Below are 16,169 nucleotides of genomic sequence, written 5' to 3'. Positions count from 1 at the left end.
AGTTATTTATATGAAAATTGCACATTTATCAGATCTGCATCTAGGAAAAAGGCTCAAAGAATATTCATTGATTGAAGATCAAAAGTACATTTTGCGACAAATCATAGAAATTCTAAAACAAGAAAAAGTGACTACAGTATTATTAGCTGGAGATATCTATGATACTGGTAACCCTAGTTCAGAAGCGGTCGCTCTTTTAAGCATGTTTCTGTTGGAGTTAAAGAACTTAAATATCCATGTGATTATAATTGCAGGAAACCACGATAACGGGACTAGACTTTCATATGGAGCTGAGATATTTGCGGATTCCAATATTCATATTACTGGGAAATATACAGGTATACTTGCAAGTACAACGATAGAGGATGCATATGGACCCATCCATTTCTACAGCCTTCCGTATATACGTCCAATCTATGTAAACCAGTATTTAGATGAGACAGAAGCTGTGGAGGGATATACAGCAGCTATCAAACATGCATTACAAACAGTTGAACTGAATCAACAGGAACGTAATGTAATCCTATCGCATCAATTTATTACAGGCTCTGTAACTGATGAACAGGGTTCAGAGGTAAGCGTTGGTGGTACAGATAATGTGGATGGAAATGTGTTTAATGATTTTGATTATGTCGCATTAGGACATATCCATCGTCCACAAACTATCTTACGAGAGACAATGCGCTATTGTGGTACACCTCTTAAATATTCTATTGGTGAAGCTAATACAACAAAATCAGTCACGATCATTGATATGAAAGAAAAGGGACATACAACGGTTTATACTGTTGATTTAAAACCACTACATGATGTAGTGGTTATCAAAGATACCTTTGCGAACATTCTACAAAGAAAGAACACAAAGAATGATGATTATGTATACTTCCAACTACAAGATGAACGTATGGTATTTGATGCGATGAATACATTACGTTTACGTTATCCGAATATTCTTGGAATTTCATATCCAAATTCAGCTTATGAACAAAGCGAACAAGGCATCAGTTATACAAAACAAAAGAATCAAACACCACAAGAAATCTTTGGGGATTTCTTTGCACAATATACAGGGCATGCACTCGATGATATACAAGAGAAAATATTAGATGAACTTGTGACGAAAATATGGAAAGAGGGGGATGAAGAATGAGACCAATTAAATTAGTGCTCTCCGCCTTTGGCCCATATGCCTCCAAGATTGAACTTGATCTTTCAAAGTTAGGTGAAAATGGAGTTTATCTGATTACTGGTGATACCGGTGCAGGTAAGACAACCATTTTTGATGCGATTACATTCGCTCTATTCGGAAAACCAAGTGGAGATATTCGTGATGTAAAGACATTACGAAGTGAATATGCAAATGAGGAGATAGAAACCTATGTTGAATTAGATTTTATCTATCATGATGAGGAATATCATATCTATCGACGTCCTGAATATACATATACGCATGTACAAAAAAATGGTGAAGTAAAACAGCGTAGTAAAGCAACAGATGCATATCTCATCCTGCCAAATGGAGACCGTATTGTAAAACCAACAGAAGTTACCAAACAGGTCGAACAATTACTTGGTATGAAGAGAGATCAATTCCGCCAGATTGCTATGATAGCTCAAGGAAGTTTCCTTGAAATTTTAAACGCAGATACAAAAGAACGTGGAAAGTTATTTGAAAAAGTATTTACGACAAGTAAATACTCTGTCCTTATGGATCGCTTAAATCAAATGGCAAAGGAAAGTTCCATTGCATTGAATGACGCAAAGCTGCGTTTACAACAGATCATCAGTGATATACGTGTACCAGAAATATTACAAGAACAATATGAACAAACGCTAGAAACGTTTGCGATGAATGATATTCAACCAGTATATGATTTATTGGATAATATCATCATTGGCGCAAAGGGAAGTATAGAAAACCTGCAGAAACAAAAGGAACAAGTTCAAAAGCAACTTCAGAAATCTCGCAAAGAAGAAACAGAGAAAACGAAACAATTACAAGATCTTCTTTCACTTGAAAAACTGTTAAAAGAAAAGCCAGTGAAAGAAGAGAAAGCAAATCGTTACACAGAAAGATTGAAGACTGATGGAGAAAAGTATCGTATTCAAATCGATGCGTTAAAGAAGGAACAAGCACAAATTGAACATGAGTTACCTGAATATGCAGGACTAACAAAACTCACTGCAAAACTTGCCGAGATTAAAAAACAGAGCTCTTCTGTATTAAAGGATTTAGAAACAAAAACAATCCTCAAGAAGCAGTTGGATGAAGATATCACTTTGAAACAAAAGGAAGCACAGATATTAACAGATAGTGAACTATCTTTGAATAAGCTTTTCATAAAAGAAGAAGAAATAGAAAAGAAGATTTCTGCTTTTTATCACGCAAGCATGATTCAAAGTAATTATCAAAACGCAGTTGATAATTTGAAGGAGAAAACACAGTTTCTCCAAGAAAGTACTGATAGGAAAGCAATGCTTCAAAAGCAGTATGATGATGCGCAATTGTCTTATTTCGCAAATCAGGCGGGTTTGCTAGCTTCAAGATTAATTAAGGGTGAACCATGTCCTGTATGTGGATCTATAGAACATCCGCGTCCTGCTAGTTATAGTGACCAGCTTGTCACACAAGAAGAAATTAATCAATATAAAAAGAAAGCAGATCAAGTTGAAAAAGAATATCAGGTTGCTAGTAAAGCGTGTGTGGATGCGAATCTAAAGATGAGTACTTTACAGAACGAGTTGGAGCTAGTATTAAAGTCTGTTACAGAACAAACAATTCCACTCGGAAATGTAAAGACATTCATTGATGAACATACAACGCAGCTAAAGAAAGAACAGAAAGAAATTTCAACTTGTATCAAGCAACTTCAACAGCAATCAAAGCGCTATCAAGAATTACTAAAGATGATTCCAAAACTACAACAAAAATTAACTGCTTTGGCTGAAGAAGCAAGTCAAAGTGAAATTACACAGGCAAAGCTATCTGTTGAACATGAGCAGATTCAAAAACAAGTACAAGAGACTACTACAAAGCTAAAGTATTCTTCGGAAACAGAAGCGAAGAATCGTTTAGCTATCCTTGCAAAGCAAATCTTAGAATACCAACAACAAATCGATCAATTGGCAAATGAAAGCAAACTGGCAATGGATGAACTGGTTTATGTGAGTGCGCAGATTGATATGTTAAAGGAAAAGGTAGAGTCATCCATTGATGAGATTCCACTTCAGAAAAACCAACTTGGGCTACTTCAGGCTGAAATTGAAAATCTACAAGTACAGCAGGAAGAGATACTTAAGAGTATTCATGATACACAGATGTATGAAAATGACGCCCAAGATACAAAGAAGAAAATCAAGTCTGAAAGTGATACATATCAAACAAAGCTTTCTCGCTATAGTAGTTTGCGAGAACTTGCGGATGTCGCAATGGGGAATGGTCGCTCTAGCAAGGAGAAAATTACATTACAAGAATATGTTCAGATTGCATATCTTGACCGTATGATTCATAAGGCAAATGAGCGTTATCTATCAATGTCCAATCAACAATACCAACTTGTACGCAGTGCTGGCACTAAAGATAAAAGAAGTCATGAAGCATTAGATTTAGATGTAATCGACTTTAGCAATGGCTCAATCCGCCCAGTGAGTTCCTTATCTGGTGGAGAGTCATTTATTGCCTCTCTTGCCTTGGCGTTAGGAATGTCGGATGAAATACAATCCCAAGCAGGTGGTATTCAAATTGATACAATGTTTATTGATGAAGGCTTTGGTACATTGGACCAAGATTCACTCAATAACGCAATACAGACACTGATGAAACTGTCTGGAGAAAATCGTTTGGTAGGTATTATTTCGCACGTCAAAGAGTTAAAGGAACGTATCCATAAAGGAATTATCGTGACCAAAGATTTACATGGTAGCCATGGCTCAGTTGCGAAAGTGATTAATGAGGAATAAACATGTTAGAAATACGAGAATTAAATTGGCAAGATGTGGATGCTATCTACCAAGTATTCAAAGAATTACCAGAAGATGAAAATGGTTTTATGAATCAATACTATGGAATTGATAGAGAAACATTCATGCATGAAACAATGCAAAAACTAATTGATATTGCAAATGGTATCAATTTAAAACCAGGGTATGTACCACAAACATATTATTTCCTATGGAAAGATAATCATATTATTGGTGTATATAAGTTAAGACATTATCTAAATGAGCATTTACGAAATGGATCTGGCCATATCGGATATGCTATTTTACCGGCATATCGAAATCAAGGTTATGCAAAGAGGGGTTTAGCACTGTTATTGAATATCGCAAAAGAAATTATCCGCGAAGATGAAATCTATATGGCTTCTCACAAGGATAATCCAGCCTCTCTACATGTCCAACTCGCAAACGGTGCCTATATCCACCATGATGATGAGGAAGAGGTATATACAAGACTCCCAATCAAACCGATTCATGCATGTATATGGGATTTGGATGGGACATTACTAGATTCCTATGACGTTATTCTAGATAGTTTACAGGAAACAATGACACATTACGGTCATATATATGACCGCGAATATCTTTGTGAGTATGTCATACTTAATTCTGTGCATCAATTCATTCGTGAATTTGCCCAGAGAGAAGGCTTACAGTTTGAAACGGTGTATCAGTATTACACAACCTTACAGGATGCGGATAATGATAAAGTAAAGTTAATCAAGAACGCTAAAGAAACGCTACAGGTATTAAAACGTAAGGGTGTTAGAAATTATGTATACACACATAAAGACCAAACCGCAAAACAAGTTTTGGAAGATTTAGGAATTGCGGAGTATATGAGTTATATCATTACAGGTGATGATGGCTTTGCGAAAAAACCTGATCCAGAAGGTATTCATTATCTGTTAGATAAATTTAAGTTAAATCCAAAGTATTGTACATATATTGGTGATCGTCGTTTAGATGAAGAAGCTGGAAAGAAAGCAGGAATCAAATGTACCCTATTCTTGGACCAGAACACTCCTGTTACACCACTCTATGAAGATACAATTGTCGTGGATGATTTATTAAAGATTGTAGATCTATATGAATAAAGAGAACATAGACAGTGTTATATCGTATTACGATATCAATGATGAATGGTATCACAAGCAATGTTATGCATGCATGATCGTAATGGATACAAGTGTCAGTTTGAAACAGAAGCTTGATGAACTGTTGGATATGTGAATAAAACACAGATGGTTAATTGCTTGTGATTGATTGAAAGTGCTGAAGAATTATTTCATCAGTCAATATATCCGTTTGTGACTCTTGGCTCTTAAGTCCTTAAATTTATAAACTTGTTTCAAAAGAGTCGAATATATCGATTCTATGAATTATTTAATGCTTCAGAAGGTTATGACTGTATTAGAGATAGCTTCACTTTTGTATATCGCACAAAGGAATATGATTATCGTGCTTTAGCGTAAGAAACATCTCTACAACGTATCATTAAAAAATATCTATATGATGGAATTTGTATTTATTTAGGCTCTAGAATTTTGAAGTGCTCAATTTTCAGTGAAAGCTCCCTTTTAACGAAAGCTCCCTTTAATTGGGGTGCTTTTCCATTTACAGGTTTTGAATTTATATATTTTAAGCTATAATCTAAATAGATATTGGGCATTTTGACCGCACGAAAAGTATACTTTCAAATGAAATTTTTTTGAATTTCTCTTGAAAGCTCCCTTTGAATATAAAGAGATGGTGCTGTTAGGGTCTGATGCTAATGGAGGATAGGTGTTAGATCAACTGCCTTGGGTGAAATGGGATGAAGGCGGTTTAGTTCTAACACCTTTTCGTTTAGTACTAGTTTGGCAATGCTGTAGGGTGATTGGTAATTTAACTTCCTGCGTACATAATTATTTACCTGATTTGATACGAAATTGATGTCGTATTTTGTAAGGCTGTTCATACTGCATCCTTTTGGAATCTTCTCTCTGAAGTGCTCGTGGTTCTTTTCACATTTGCCTTTGTCATCAGAACGTCTAGGCCTTGCGAAATAGATACTGATGAGTTTTTCTCCCGTTTCAGGGTCTGTCTCAAGCGATAGTGGATCATGGAACTCAGTGCCATTATCGGTGAGTATGATAGTGAACGTATCTTTGAATAAGTCGATGCCTAAGAAACTTTTGATAGTATCAAATAGATACGTTACCTCAAACATATTCTTGTGTCGTAAGAGAAAATATAATTGAAGATTGGAACGTCTGTGTAACAGGCTCAGTACACACTTCTCATCGCTCCCTTTCTTCCCGATGATCGTATCCATTTCCCATACGTTTACATCTGGTCCTGCTGTTTCTAGGGCTGCTAGGAAGTCCTCGTATTTGCGTCCTTCGAGGAAATCGTAGTCAATCGATATAGGATGATGCCTTGAAGAACTGCGTTGCGTGTAGCGTACCTGACGTTTTAGGTCGATGTTTGAAATCCCGGGAATCTGGTGCTCACGAATGTATCTATATGCAGTAGAGGCGGATATATTCAGGTCGTTAGTATGGATAATCGTATCGATGGATTGCTTTTTAGGAATATTATTTTGAAATGCCTCCACGATAGATTTCATTTCTGCTTCGCTCTTGCGAGGTCCGGACCTCCATTCTAATTTGTCTTGCGTATATTTATCCTGTGCTATTCGTGCGATGTAGAAGTACTTGGGAAGATGACATTTATGTATGTCAGGACAACCTGAACAGACATAAGGGAATCGCTCTATTCTCTCGCAAACGGGATATGAGACGAAGTCATCACATAGCTCGTTGCAGTCCTTATGCTTACAAGACTTACAATCACCGCTTATGCAATATGTGCATAAGCGATGTTTCTTACAAGAATCTTGCCGTCCACATTTGTTCGTCTTATTCGAGTGGACACGTACGACCCTGTGTGCTCTGATTTCTTCACGTACGCATTTCTGTGAATGATTGATAGAGAGTGCTATCTGTTTGAGTTTGATGTCGGAATGATTCAATAGAACTTCTATAGATTTACGTTCTTCTAAAGATAGATGTTTATAACCGCTGGCAACCATATGATTGCCTCCTTTCTTGAACTGCCAGCACCATCTCTAAAGACATCATATTAAAAAAGGGAACCTTCACCAATAATAAAATCAAAAGAGGAACTTTCAAAAATAATTGAGGAGAATTTTGAAGTAACGACAAATATAGAGTTTTGTATAATATATATTGACCTTTGGTCAAACAAAGAATATAATCGAATCATAAAGAAGCACTCGTATAAAAATTATACGGATGTTCCTGTTTTAACAATTGTATTTCCTTGGAAATGAAAGGGGTATTTATGATACTAGAAGTAAAGGGAATTAGAAAAACCTTCGACAAGACGGAAATTCTCCATGGAATCAGTTTTACTGTACAAAGCGGTAAGGCGATGGGCTTCCTTGGAAGAAATGGTGCTGGTAAGACAACAACATTCCGCTGCTTGATGAATGTATTCAAACAAACAGAAGGAGAATTTTTGTTGGATGGTAAGCCATTTGATGTGAATCAAAACCATATTGGTTATCTGCCAGAAGAACGTGGTATGTATGCTAAAGTATCTCTAAAAGATCAATTGGCATACTTTGCGAAGTTAAAAGGGGCAGATAATAAAAAGGCTGCTGAAGAAGCAGAGTACTGGATTGATTACTTTGGATTAAAAGAGTATACAAATAAAAAGCTAGAAACATTATCTAAAGGTAATCAACAGAAAATTCAAATTGCACAGGCATTTATTAACGATCCTGCAATCATTATTCTTGATGAACCATTCTCAGGCTTGGATCCAGTCAATGCACAAATCTTTAAGGATGCGATCAAAGAAGCAGTTGCGAAGGGTAAACTAGTTATCTTCTCCTCACACCAGATGGCATATGTTGAAGAGATGTGTGATGAGATTACATTAATTGACCATGGTAATATCATCATCTCTGGTGACTTAGAGGAAATTAAGAAGAAAGAGGGACAAGATAAGTTAGTACTTCGTGTAAATCCTGAGGATACTGCGGTTGTAGAGGATGTTTTACAGAATAAATTTGGCTTAGAGTTTCATATTGTAGATGGCGAGTACCTGATTACAAAGAATACAGAACATACTTCGAATGAAATTTTGAAGGAGTTATTAAATCATGTATGTGAAGTTGTGTCCTTTGGACAATATCGTCCTAGTTTACAAGATATTTTTGTAAACAAGGTAGGAGGTGAGACAAATGCGTAACTTTAGAACTGTATTTGAATTTGAATTCTTCCAACAAATAAAGAAGAAGGCAGTTATCGTGTCGACGATACTACTAGCAATTGTCGCTTTCGGTGGTGCAGCAGCACCGGGTATCATCAACCATTTTAACAAGCCAACTGAGTTTGATAGTTCTGAGGGAGCGTCTTATCTCAATGACAGCATCCCTGGTGGATACTTTGTATCGAATGAAGAGATTGCAAAAACATTAAACATTGATGAATCCAGTCTTTATCCAACGGAAGATGCACTAAAAGAAGCGGTAAAAAGTGGTAAAGAATCAAAGGGATATGCAATCTATGATTATGATCACTATAAGACATACTTCCACGATAAGGGATTCTTAGGTGGAAGGGACGATCCTTTAAATGAAGTTTTAAAAGATCACATTGTGACACAAAAATTTAATGAGAAGGGTATTAGCATCGCTGAATATCAGGCATTAAATGACGTGAAGATCAATGCGGAAGAAGAAGTTTTAGGTCGAGATACATCAACACAATATCTACTTGCGTTTGCGTATGTCATCACATTATATGCTGTTATCCTAATGTTTGGATCTATCGTAGCTACAGCAGTCGCAAGAGAAAAAGATAGTAGAACAATGGAGCTACTAATTACGACAACTGATCCAAAGAACCTTATCATTGGTAAGGTGCTGGCAGTAACATGCGCGTCTGTGATTCAATGTGGCATCATCTTTACTTCTGGATTAATTTCCTATTTTATCTTTAAGGGAATGTATCCAAAGATGTTTCTCTTGATTGCAAAGTCGATGTTCGATCTATCGATGCTGGGTATGTATATCTTCTATTTCATCCTCGGTCTATTATTGTATATGTTTATCTTTGCGGCTTTAGGTTCTGTCGTATCCAGAATGGAAGATGTAAGCAATGCGATTAGCCCAGTTATGTTCCTGTTTATCGCTAGTTATATGATTGCGATGTCTGCTTTACAGAGTGGAGAATCTATATTGGTAAAGATTGCCTCATGGATTCCGTTCTTCTCTGTCATGGTAATGCCGATTCGAAATGCGATTACAACCGTTGCGATATACGAGGTTATTGGATCAACAGTACTTACGATTGTATTCATTTACTTATTCGCAAGACTATCCATCCGTATTTATCGTTGGGGAACATTGAACTATGGTAATAAACCAAACTTCTTTAAGGTTTGTAAGGAAGTATTGTTCTCAAAACAATAATCAAAATATGATATGCATGCATATTATGTATACATACGTATAAAACAATAAAAGGCTCGTGTGTTACGAGCCTTTTTGGTGGCTAAGCATCTGATCTAGAGAAGCTATTCTTCATACCCATGCTTGCAGTAAAGAGAACTTTATCTAAGAGGGCATCTGTATGTTGTTTTGCCATATCTGCAATTTCTTGGTTCGCTGCTTGGCAAAATGTGACAGGGTCTACATCTTTTGTAAATAAAGCATCATACTTGTTTATGAGTTGATGACCTTTTGTTTGTACTGCATTTTGATAACGCTCAATTGCGGAACTTGTATTACTATAGTGTGCATCTGCAAGAGCGCCGATAATACGGTTAGACCAATAGAAGTTATCTGTTGATACAGTTTTATTTGTATTCGCTGTATAGATAGGTGTTTCATCGACGTTTACATAGAATGGCACAAATGCATTAAATGTATTTGAACCGTAGGCAATCCATTCAATAGAACGAATTTCTTCCGGTGCGTATGGACGAATCTGTACGCATGATAGGAAGTTGTTACGGTTGATGCCAATTGGTCTAAAGGAACCACGTAGTGAGGAATCACCATGCTTTCCATATGGATCATATGGTGTGCCTTGATAATGGTGAGATAAGACGTACTTCACATCTTCAACTGTAATCTTGTGTTCTGGCACAAGGCTCCAAGGGATATTATCAGAATCAGGACGATAGTCTGCCTTAGGACCATCCCAACGATAGGTTGTTGGATTGAAGTAGCGACCAATGATCCAAGCACGTGGTGTGTTGTATACGTGGTCTGCATCTGAGTGTGAACCAAAAGCATATCTTGGATTAAAATGTTTATCTTGATTTAGATTGAGATAATTCTTCTCAATGAATTCTACAAGGTCACTAGAACATAGGTGTTCTTTTTGCTTATCGAAGGCATCCTTTAAATCAAAGCTATCGATACCCAGCTGGTTTGGCATTACAACATATTCATCATCTTTAACACGCTTTGCAATCCAGTGATGACCACCGATTGTTTCTAACCACCAGATTTCGTCGATATCCTGGAAGGCAATACCATTCATTTCGTATGTACCGTACTTCTCTAAGATTTCGCCAAGACGAAGAACGCCTTCACGGGCACTCTTGATATAAGGAAGTACAAGTGTAACAATATCTTCTTCCCCAATACCACCAACGACTTCTGGGGTATAATCTACATCGCCTTCTTTGCCTTTGGCAGGGATATATTTTACTAGAGGGTCTGCAGCGAGAACTCTTTCGTTTGAAGTGATTGTCTCAGTCGCTGTCATAGATACGTTTAATTCGTTGACACCTGCAGCACCCCAGATGCCTTTATCATTTAATGCGTCTGGCATGCAGGTGTAACGCATTGGGTTATTTGGAAGTGGAATTTCTACGTGAGATAAAACGGATTTATACACTTTTGGTTGATCACTCGGATGAACTACGATAAATTTCTTGGCAGTAAAATCGCCAGCGCCGGAATCTTCGTTACGAGCCACTAATGTGGAACCGTCATAACTAGCTTTCTTACCGACGAGTAATGTTGTACATGGCATATTGTTAATCTCCAATCTATTGTTGTGTTAATCATAACACTTCATTGTGGTGTTAATAAAAAATTTACTTCTAATTTATGGAAGGATACTATATGATAACCATGCGAAAAGTGAGGGGTATATAGATGTCAATAGCAGTTTTAGCATATTTAGCAGTTATCAATATCATCACATTTGGTTTATATGGTTTAGATAAATATCGTGCGATGAACAATATGTGGAGAATTCCAGAGAAGACATTGTTAGGGGCTGCCGCAATTGGGGGAGCCTATGGTGCATATTTAGGAATGCGTATTTTTCATCATAAAACAAAGCATTTGAAGTTTCAGATTGGGGTTCCAATTATGATGTTGGTATGGATTTATTTTGTGACAAAAGGATTTCCTGAAATACGTTAAGGGAGGTTAATGATGAAAGCGATTTTATTAGATGTTGATGGTACATTAACAAATGACCAAAAGGAAATTACTCCTGAAACGAGAAGAGTACTAATGAAAGCACAAGAGCAGGGTATTCGCTTAGTTATTGCGAGTGGTCGTCCTGCAAAGGGAATTGAAAAGTATGGCAAGCTGCTAGAAATGGATAAGAATCATGGTTTATTCCTTTGTTTCAACGGTGCGAAGGTAATCGATTGTCAAACAGGTGAAGTACTTGTCAATACAACGATGCAGCAGGATTTAGTTACGAAGACACTTCAACACTTGAAACAGTTTGATGTACATCCGATTATTGTAGAAAATGAGTATATGGTAGTTGAGGATGTATATGACTGCATGATTACTGATAAGGGACATACATTTAACGGATTTCAGTATGAAGCACGCATGAATAACTACTTACTTAAAGAGGTAAGTGATCTTGCAAGTTATGTAGACTTTCCAATCAATAAGATTTTGGTGGTTGGTCAGCCTGAATATTTACGCGAAAATTATAAGGCTATCTCTGCACCGTTTGAAGGAAAGCTTTCTATGATGTTTAGTTCTAACTTCTTCTATGAGATGACATCTCAAGGAATTGATAAAGGTGCAGCACTACAGAGTGCATTATCAAAGCTTGGGATTGAAGCCAAAGACTGCATTGCATTTGGGGATGCAGGCAATGATATAACGATGTTGGAGTTTGCGGGTGTTGGTGTTGCGATGGCAAATGCACAAGAGAAAGTAAAGGCAATCGCAGATGATATGACAGATGATAATAATCATGATGGTATCGCAAAAGCACTTCAAAAATATATTCCATCTCTACAATAAAAACTAGTATGCATGCATACTAGTTTTTATGTTGTTATAAGTTTTTACACTCGTGAATTCTACGCTTTACACCATTTAATACAACGTATCCTTTTTCAGGAGCGTCACGATGAATGATATTTCTACCATTAATATCATCGGTATGATTTGGCTCCATAATATTTGGCACACGACGTGGTGCTGTGCGTACAGGTATATCTAGCGGTGATTTTGGTGGAATATAGTCATTGTTGAAAGTTTTTTTCTGTCGGTTGTTCGCCTGTTGTAGCTTATTGGAAAATCCAGCTAAAAGGGCAAATGTAATAGCCATCAGAAGAACTAAAGGGAAGAAACCATCTGACATAATAGTTACTCTTTAATACTTTCTGTAATTCCTTTTGCTAGACCTGCAAGACTTTGAATTTCTGAAGGGATGATAATCTTAGTTGCTTTACCATCTGCAGCAGCAGCGAAAGCTTCTAAACTCTTTAAGCGAATAACTGTATCATCAGCGCCTGCTTCCTTGATAGCGCGAATACCATCCGCAGTAGCTTCTTGGATAGCACGGATTGCTTCAGCCTGACCCTCAGCTTCTTTAATTTCCTTTTCACGAGCAGCTTCGGCAGCTAAGATTGTAGCTTGCTTTTCAGCTTCAGCATTTAACACAGCAGATTCTTTCTTACCTTCTGCCTCAAGGATCATTGCTTGTTTTTGACCCTCAGCAGTTAAGATAGCAGCACGCTTTTCGCGTTCAGCCTTCATCTGCTTTTCCATAGATTCACGAATCGCTGTTGGTGGTTGGATGTTCTTTAATTCAACACGAGTAACCTTGATTCCCCATGGGTCTGTTGCTAAGTCAATTGTTTGTAACATCTGAGAATTGATTGCTTCACGGGATGTTAGTGTTTGGTCTAACTCCATATCACCAATAATGTTACGTAATGTAGTAGCAGTTAGATTTTCCATCGCCATGATTGGATTTTCTACACCGTATGCATAATCATGTGGATTCATAACCTTGAAATACACAACGGAGTCAATCTGCATTGTTACGTTATCCTTTGTGATAACAGGCTGTGGTGCAAAGTCAGCTACCTGTTCCTTTAGAAGGACTCTACGACGAACATGATCTACAAATGGGAATTTGAAGTGAATACCTGCATCCCAAGTTGTACGATATCTACCGAAACGTTCGATAACATATGCGTTTTCCTGTGGAACGATGTTTGCACATGATACTGCAAGTGCGACAGCTAAGATAAAGAAAATAACTGGAATAATAATGAGTTCCATTTTAATATCCCCTCCTTATGGGTGACGGATAATAGTTTTATCCATGACATAATCGTACTCAAAATTTGACCACAAGTCAATATATTATTAGGACATTTATTCACTTTTATCTAAAACCTTTTATCTAAAATGAAAGAAAGCCATTATAGGGTTTCTCTGTTAGAGTTTTAAAATAAAGTGAATCGGTGATAAGATAGTAGAGATGAAGGGAGTCACATCATGAACGAAAATATCATTCAGGCGATTGCGACGGAGTTAAAGGTTCAACTCAGTCAGGTCGAAAATACGCTATCTTTATTAGCGGAAGGAAATACAGTTCCATTTATTGCCCGCTACCGTAAGGAAGCTACAAAGGGCTTAGATGAAGAACAGATTTTCTATATCCAGAAGCAATACGAATATCAACAGAAATTAGCTGAAAGAAAAGAGAATGTTCTGAAGTTAATTGAAGAACAGGGTAAGTTAACAGAGGAAATTAAACAGTCTGTTATCGAATGTACAAAACTATCACAGGTAGAGGATATCTACCGTCCATATGCACAAAAGAAGAAGACTCGTGCCACAACAGCCATCAAGAATGGTCTACAACCACTTGCGGATTGGATGCTTGCGCTACCTACCGAAGGTTCTTTAGAAGCTGAGGCGGAGAAGTACTTATCAGAAACGGTGACTTCAGTTGCGGATGCGATACAGGGTGCGAAGGATATTATCGCTGAAGTTGTCAGTGATAACGCTAAACAGCGTTGGGCATTTAAGGATACAATCATGCAGGCAGGTATTCTTCAGACAAAGTTAAAGAAGGATGCTGTCGACGAAAATAAAGTCTATGAAATGTACTACGATCGCAGCGAAAAGATTTCTCAGCTCGCTGACCACCGTATTATGGCGATTGATCGTGCAGAGAAAGAAAAGGTTATTACAGTTTCCTTTGTCTTTGATGATGAACAGTTAAAGAAGAATGCATTAAAGACACTTCTGAAGGGTCAAAATACAATTGTTGAAGAGACTCTAAATGAAGCAGTTGTAGATGGTTGTGATCGTTTGTTATTCCCATCCATTGAACGTGAAATTCGCTCTGAATTAAGTGAAAGAGCACAGAATAAGTCCATTGAAATTTTCTCCATGAACTTAGAGAAATTACTATTACAGGCACCATTAAAGGGAAGAGTTGTCTTAGGATTTGACCCTGGCTTCTTCAATGGTTGTAAGTTAGCGGTAATTGATGAAACTGGTAAGATGCTAACTGTTAGTAAGATTTTTCCATTCTCAAAGAAGGGTGAAGATATTGAAACTTCTAAGAAGAAGTTACTAGCACTCATTCAAAAGTATCATGTGCAGATTATCGCTATTGGTAATGGTACTGCATCTCGTGAAAGTGAGAAGTTAGTTGCAGAACTCATTCATGAACAGAAGTTAGATGTTTCCTATGCAATCGTATCTGAAGCAGGTGCTTCTGTATGGTCAGCACAAGAAGCTGCACGTAAGGAATTCCCAGATATTGAAGTTGAAGAGCGTTCCGCAGTATCGATTGGAAGACGTTTACTTGATCCACTTGCGGAGTTGATTAAGATTGATCCACAATCTATCGGTGTTGGTCAATACCAACATGACCTTCCACAGAAGGCACTAACAGAAAGACTGGATGAAGTTGTAATGAAGTCAGTAAACCGTACCGGTGCAGATTTGAATACAGCTTCCTTAGAGTTACTCACACATATCTCTGGTTTAAATAGTGGTACAGCACAAGAAATTGTAAACTATCGTAATGAAAATGGACGCTTTACTAACCGCAAACAATTACTCAAGGTTAAGAAGTTAGGTCCAAAGGCATTTACACAGTGTGCAGGTTTCTTGCGTATTACAGATGGTGATGAACCACTCGATCAAACATCAATCCACCCAGAAAGTTATGAAGCTGCTCGTAAGCTTATGCAGGCATGTGGTATTACAAAACTTGGCGAAGCGGATATCTCTTTCCCTAAGGAAAAGACAGCAGAACTTGGTATTGATGAATATACACTCAAGGATATCGAGGAAGCAATTCGTCAACCACTACGTGACTATCGTGACCAATTTGATGGTGCACTTCTAAAGAGTGATGTTCTCAATATTTCAGACTTACATGTAGGGGACCAATTATCCGGTACAGTTCGAAATGTAGTAGACTTTGGTGCCTTCGTGGATATTGGATTACATGAAGACGGCTTAGTTCACTTATCTCATATGTCGATGAAGAGAATCTCTCATCCATCTGAGTGTGTAGCGGTGAATGATATTGTTAAGGTTTGGGTATATCAAATTGATGAAGCGAGAAATCGTGTGCAGCTATCCTTACTACCGCTAGATCAATTAGAACAGCGTGATGCGGCATATCGTCATCGTAAAGCAACTGGTGGAAAACATAACAACCAAAGACCAAAACAAAACAAGCCAGTGAAGAAAGAAATCTCCATGGACGACGCTTTAGCACGTCTTAAGGAAAGATTTGGTAAATAAGTAATAAAAGGTGGATGTAATTAGTATCCATCTTTTTCTTAATTCATAAAAGAATATAAACAAGTTAGTTGACACTAACTTAAAAACA

General features: G+C 37.3%; 13 protein-coding genes. 9 read left to right on the top strand and 4 right to left on the bottom strand.

Annotation, left to right across the window (positions count from 1 at the left end):
• Positions 1-10: 10 nt before the first annotated feature.
• The 4 genes from RGT18_RS11530 to RGT18_RS11515 are packed head-to-tail and all read left to right on the top strand — an operon-like array spanning position 11 to position 5,232.
• A complete protein-coding gene (locus RGT18_RS11530) occupies positions 11-1,150 on the top strand; it encodes an exonuclease SbcCD subunit D (RefSeq protein ID WP_028078058.1) in 1,140 nt (379 codons plus the stop codon).
• Complete coding sequence (locus RGT18_RS11525; protein ID WP_028078057.1) at positions 1,147-3,960, top strand: AAA family ATPase; 2,814 nt, start codon at positions 1,147-1,149, stop codon at positions 3,958-3,960. Before RGT18_RS11530 ends, RGT18_RS11525 begins: the two co-directional genes overlap by 4 nt.
• Before the next feature lie 2 nt (positions 3,961-3,962).
• The gene (locus RGT18_RS11520) at positions 3,963-5,096 is read left to right on the top strand and encodes an HAD-IA family hydrolase (protein ID WP_081659513.1); all 1,134 of its coding nucleotides are present in this window, start codon (positions 3,963-3,965) and stop codon (positions 5,094-5,096) included.
• On the top strand, positions 5,089-5,232 hold the full coding sequence (locus tag RGT18_RS11515) for a hypothetical protein (protein WP_156022813.1): 144 nt from the start codon (positions 5,089-5,091) through the stop codon (positions 5,230-5,232). Before RGT18_RS11520 ends, RGT18_RS11515 begins: the two co-directional genes overlap by 8 nt.
• A 538-nt stretch (positions 5,233-5,770) precedes the next feature.
• Here the strand turns inward: RGT18_RS11515 and RGT18_RS11510 are convergent.
• Complete coding sequence (locus RGT18_RS11510; RefSeq protein ID WP_338176248.1) at positions 5,771-7,075, bottom strand: IS30 family transposase; 1,305 nt, start codon at positions 7,073-7,075, stop codon at positions 5,771-5,773.
• 272 nt (positions 7,076-7,347) lie between these two features.
• Between RGT18_RS11510 and RGT18_RS11505 the strand changes: the two genes are divergently transcribed.
• Both RGT18_RS11505 and RGT18_RS11500 read left to right on the top strand, forming a co-directional pair.
• A complete protein-coding gene (locus tag RGT18_RS11505) occupies positions 7,348-8,262 on the top strand; it encodes an ATP-binding cassette domain-containing protein (RefSeq protein WP_028078171.1) in 915 nt (304 codons plus the stop codon).
• On the top strand, positions 8,255-9,487 hold the full coding sequence (locus RGT18_RS11500) for an ABC transporter permease (RefSeq protein ID WP_028078170.1): 1,233 nt from the start codon (positions 8,255-8,257) through the stop codon (positions 9,485-9,487). Before RGT18_RS11505 ends, RGT18_RS11500 begins: the two co-directional genes overlap by 8 nt.
• 82 nt (positions 9,488-9,569) lie before the next feature.
• Here the strand turns inward: RGT18_RS11500 and RGT18_RS11495 are convergent, their stop codons facing one another.
• The gene (locus tag RGT18_RS11495) at positions 9,570-11,063 is read right to left on the bottom strand and encodes a C69 family dipeptidase (protein ID WP_028078169.1); all 1,494 of its coding nucleotides are present in this window, start codon (positions 11,061-11,063) and stop codon (positions 9,570-9,572) included.
• Between the two features lie 125 nt (positions 11,064-11,188).
• On the opposite strand from RGT18_RS11495, the gene RGT18_RS11490 reads away from it, so the two are divergent.
• Complete coding sequence (locus RGT18_RS11490; RefSeq protein ID WP_006525859.1) at positions 11,189-11,461, top strand: DUF1294 domain-containing protein; 273 nt, start codon at positions 11,189-11,191, stop codon at positions 11,459-11,461.
• A gap of 12 nt (positions 11,462-11,473) precedes the next feature.
• Positions 11,474-12,313 carry a Cof-type HAD-IIB family hydrolase gene (locus tag RGT18_RS11485; protein ID WP_245580923.1) on the top strand — a complete coding sequence of 280 codons (840 nt, stop codon included), beginning with the start codon at positions 11,474-11,476 and terminating at the stop codon, positions 12,311-12,313.
• A 34-nt stretch (positions 12,314-12,347) separates the two neighbouring features.
• On the opposite strand, the gene RGT18_RS11480 is transcribed toward RGT18_RS11485, so the two are convergent.
• Both RGT18_RS11480 and RGT18_RS11475 read right to left on the bottom strand, forming a co-directional pair.
• Entirely contained in the window at positions 12,348-12,656 is a 309-nt protein-coding gene (locus RGT18_RS11480) for a hypothetical protein (RefSeq protein ID WP_028078167.1), read from the bottom strand.
• A 5-nt stretch (positions 12,657-12,661) separates the two neighbouring features.
• Positions 12,662-13,585 (bottom strand): SPFH domain-containing protein, encoded by a 924-nt coding sequence (locus RGT18_RS11475; RefSeq protein ID WP_006525862.1) that lies wholly within the window; start codon positions 13,583-13,585, stop codon positions 12,662-12,664.
• Positions 13,586-13,804: 219 nt separating this feature from the next.
• On the opposite strand from RGT18_RS11475, the gene RGT18_RS11470 reads away from it, so the two are divergent.
• Positions 13,805-16,081 carry a Tex family protein gene (locus RGT18_RS11470; protein ID WP_028078166.1) on the top strand — a complete coding sequence of 759 codons (2,277 nt, stop codon included), beginning with the start codon at positions 13,805-13,807 and terminating at the stop codon, positions 16,079-16,081.
• Positions 16,082-16,169: the final 88 nt, after the last annotated feature.

Origin of the sequence: Solobacterium moorei (assembly GCF_036323475.1) — a bacterium.
Lineage (GTDB): Bacteria > Bacillota_I > Bacilli_A > Erysipelotrichales > Erysipelotrichaceae > Bulleidia > Bulleidia moorei.
The sequence above is the reverse complement of the archived record's forward strand: the minus strand, read 5'-3'. Positions and strand labels throughout refer to the sequence as shown.

Excerpts from the sequence above, each read along its gene's own strand:
- RGT18_RS11510 (WP_338176248.1), bottom strand. The coding sequence starts at position 7,075 with ATGGTTGCCAGCGGTTATAAACATCTATCTTTAGAAGAACGTAAATCT.
- RGT18_RS11485 (WP_245580923.1), top strand. The coding sequence starts at position 11,474 with ATGAAAGCGATTTTATTAGATGTTGATGGTACATTAACAAATGACCAA.
- RGT18_RS11505 (WP_028078171.1), top strand. The coding sequence starts at position 7,348 with ATGATACTAGAAGTAAAGGGAATTAGAAAAACCTTCGACAAGACGGAA.
- RGT18_RS11470 (WP_028078166.1), top strand. The coding sequence starts at position 13,805 with ATGAACGAAAATATCATTCAGGCGATTGCGACGGAGTTAAAGGTTCAA.
- RGT18_RS11520 (WP_081659513.1), top strand. The coding sequence starts at position 3,963 with ATGTTAGAAATACGAGAATTAAATTGGCAAGATGTGGATGCTATCTAC.
- RGT18_RS11530 (WP_028078058.1), top strand. The coding sequence starts at position 11 with ATGAAAATTGCACATTTATCAGATCTGCATCTAGGAAAAAGGCTCAAA.
- RGT18_RS11500 (WP_028078170.1), top strand. The coding sequence starts at position 8,255 with ATGCGTAACTTTAGAACTGTATTTGAATTTGAATTCTTCCAACAAATA.
- RGT18_RS11475 (WP_006525862.1), bottom strand. The coding sequence starts at position 13,585 with ATGGAACTCATTATTATTCCAGTTATTTTCTTTATCTTAGCTGTCGCA.
- RGT18_RS11525 (WP_028078057.1), top strand. The coding sequence starts at position 1,147 with ATGAGACCAATTAAATTAGTGCTCTCCGCCTTTGGCCCATATGCCTCC.
- RGT18_RS11515 (WP_156022813.1), top strand. The coding sequence starts at position 5,089 with ATGAATAAAGAGAACATAGACAGTGTTATATCGTATTACGATATCAAT.
- RGT18_RS11495 (WP_028078169.1), bottom strand. The coding sequence starts at position 11,063 with ATGCCATGTACAACATTACTCGTCGGTAAGAAAGCTAGTTATGACGGT.
- RGT18_RS11490 (WP_006525859.1), top strand. The coding sequence starts at position 11,189 with ATGTCAATAGCAGTTTTAGCATATTTAGCAGTTATCAATATCATCACA.
- RGT18_RS11480 (WP_028078167.1), bottom strand. The coding sequence starts at position 12,656 with ATGTCAGATGGTTTCTTCCCTTTAGTTCTTCTGATGGCTATTACATTT.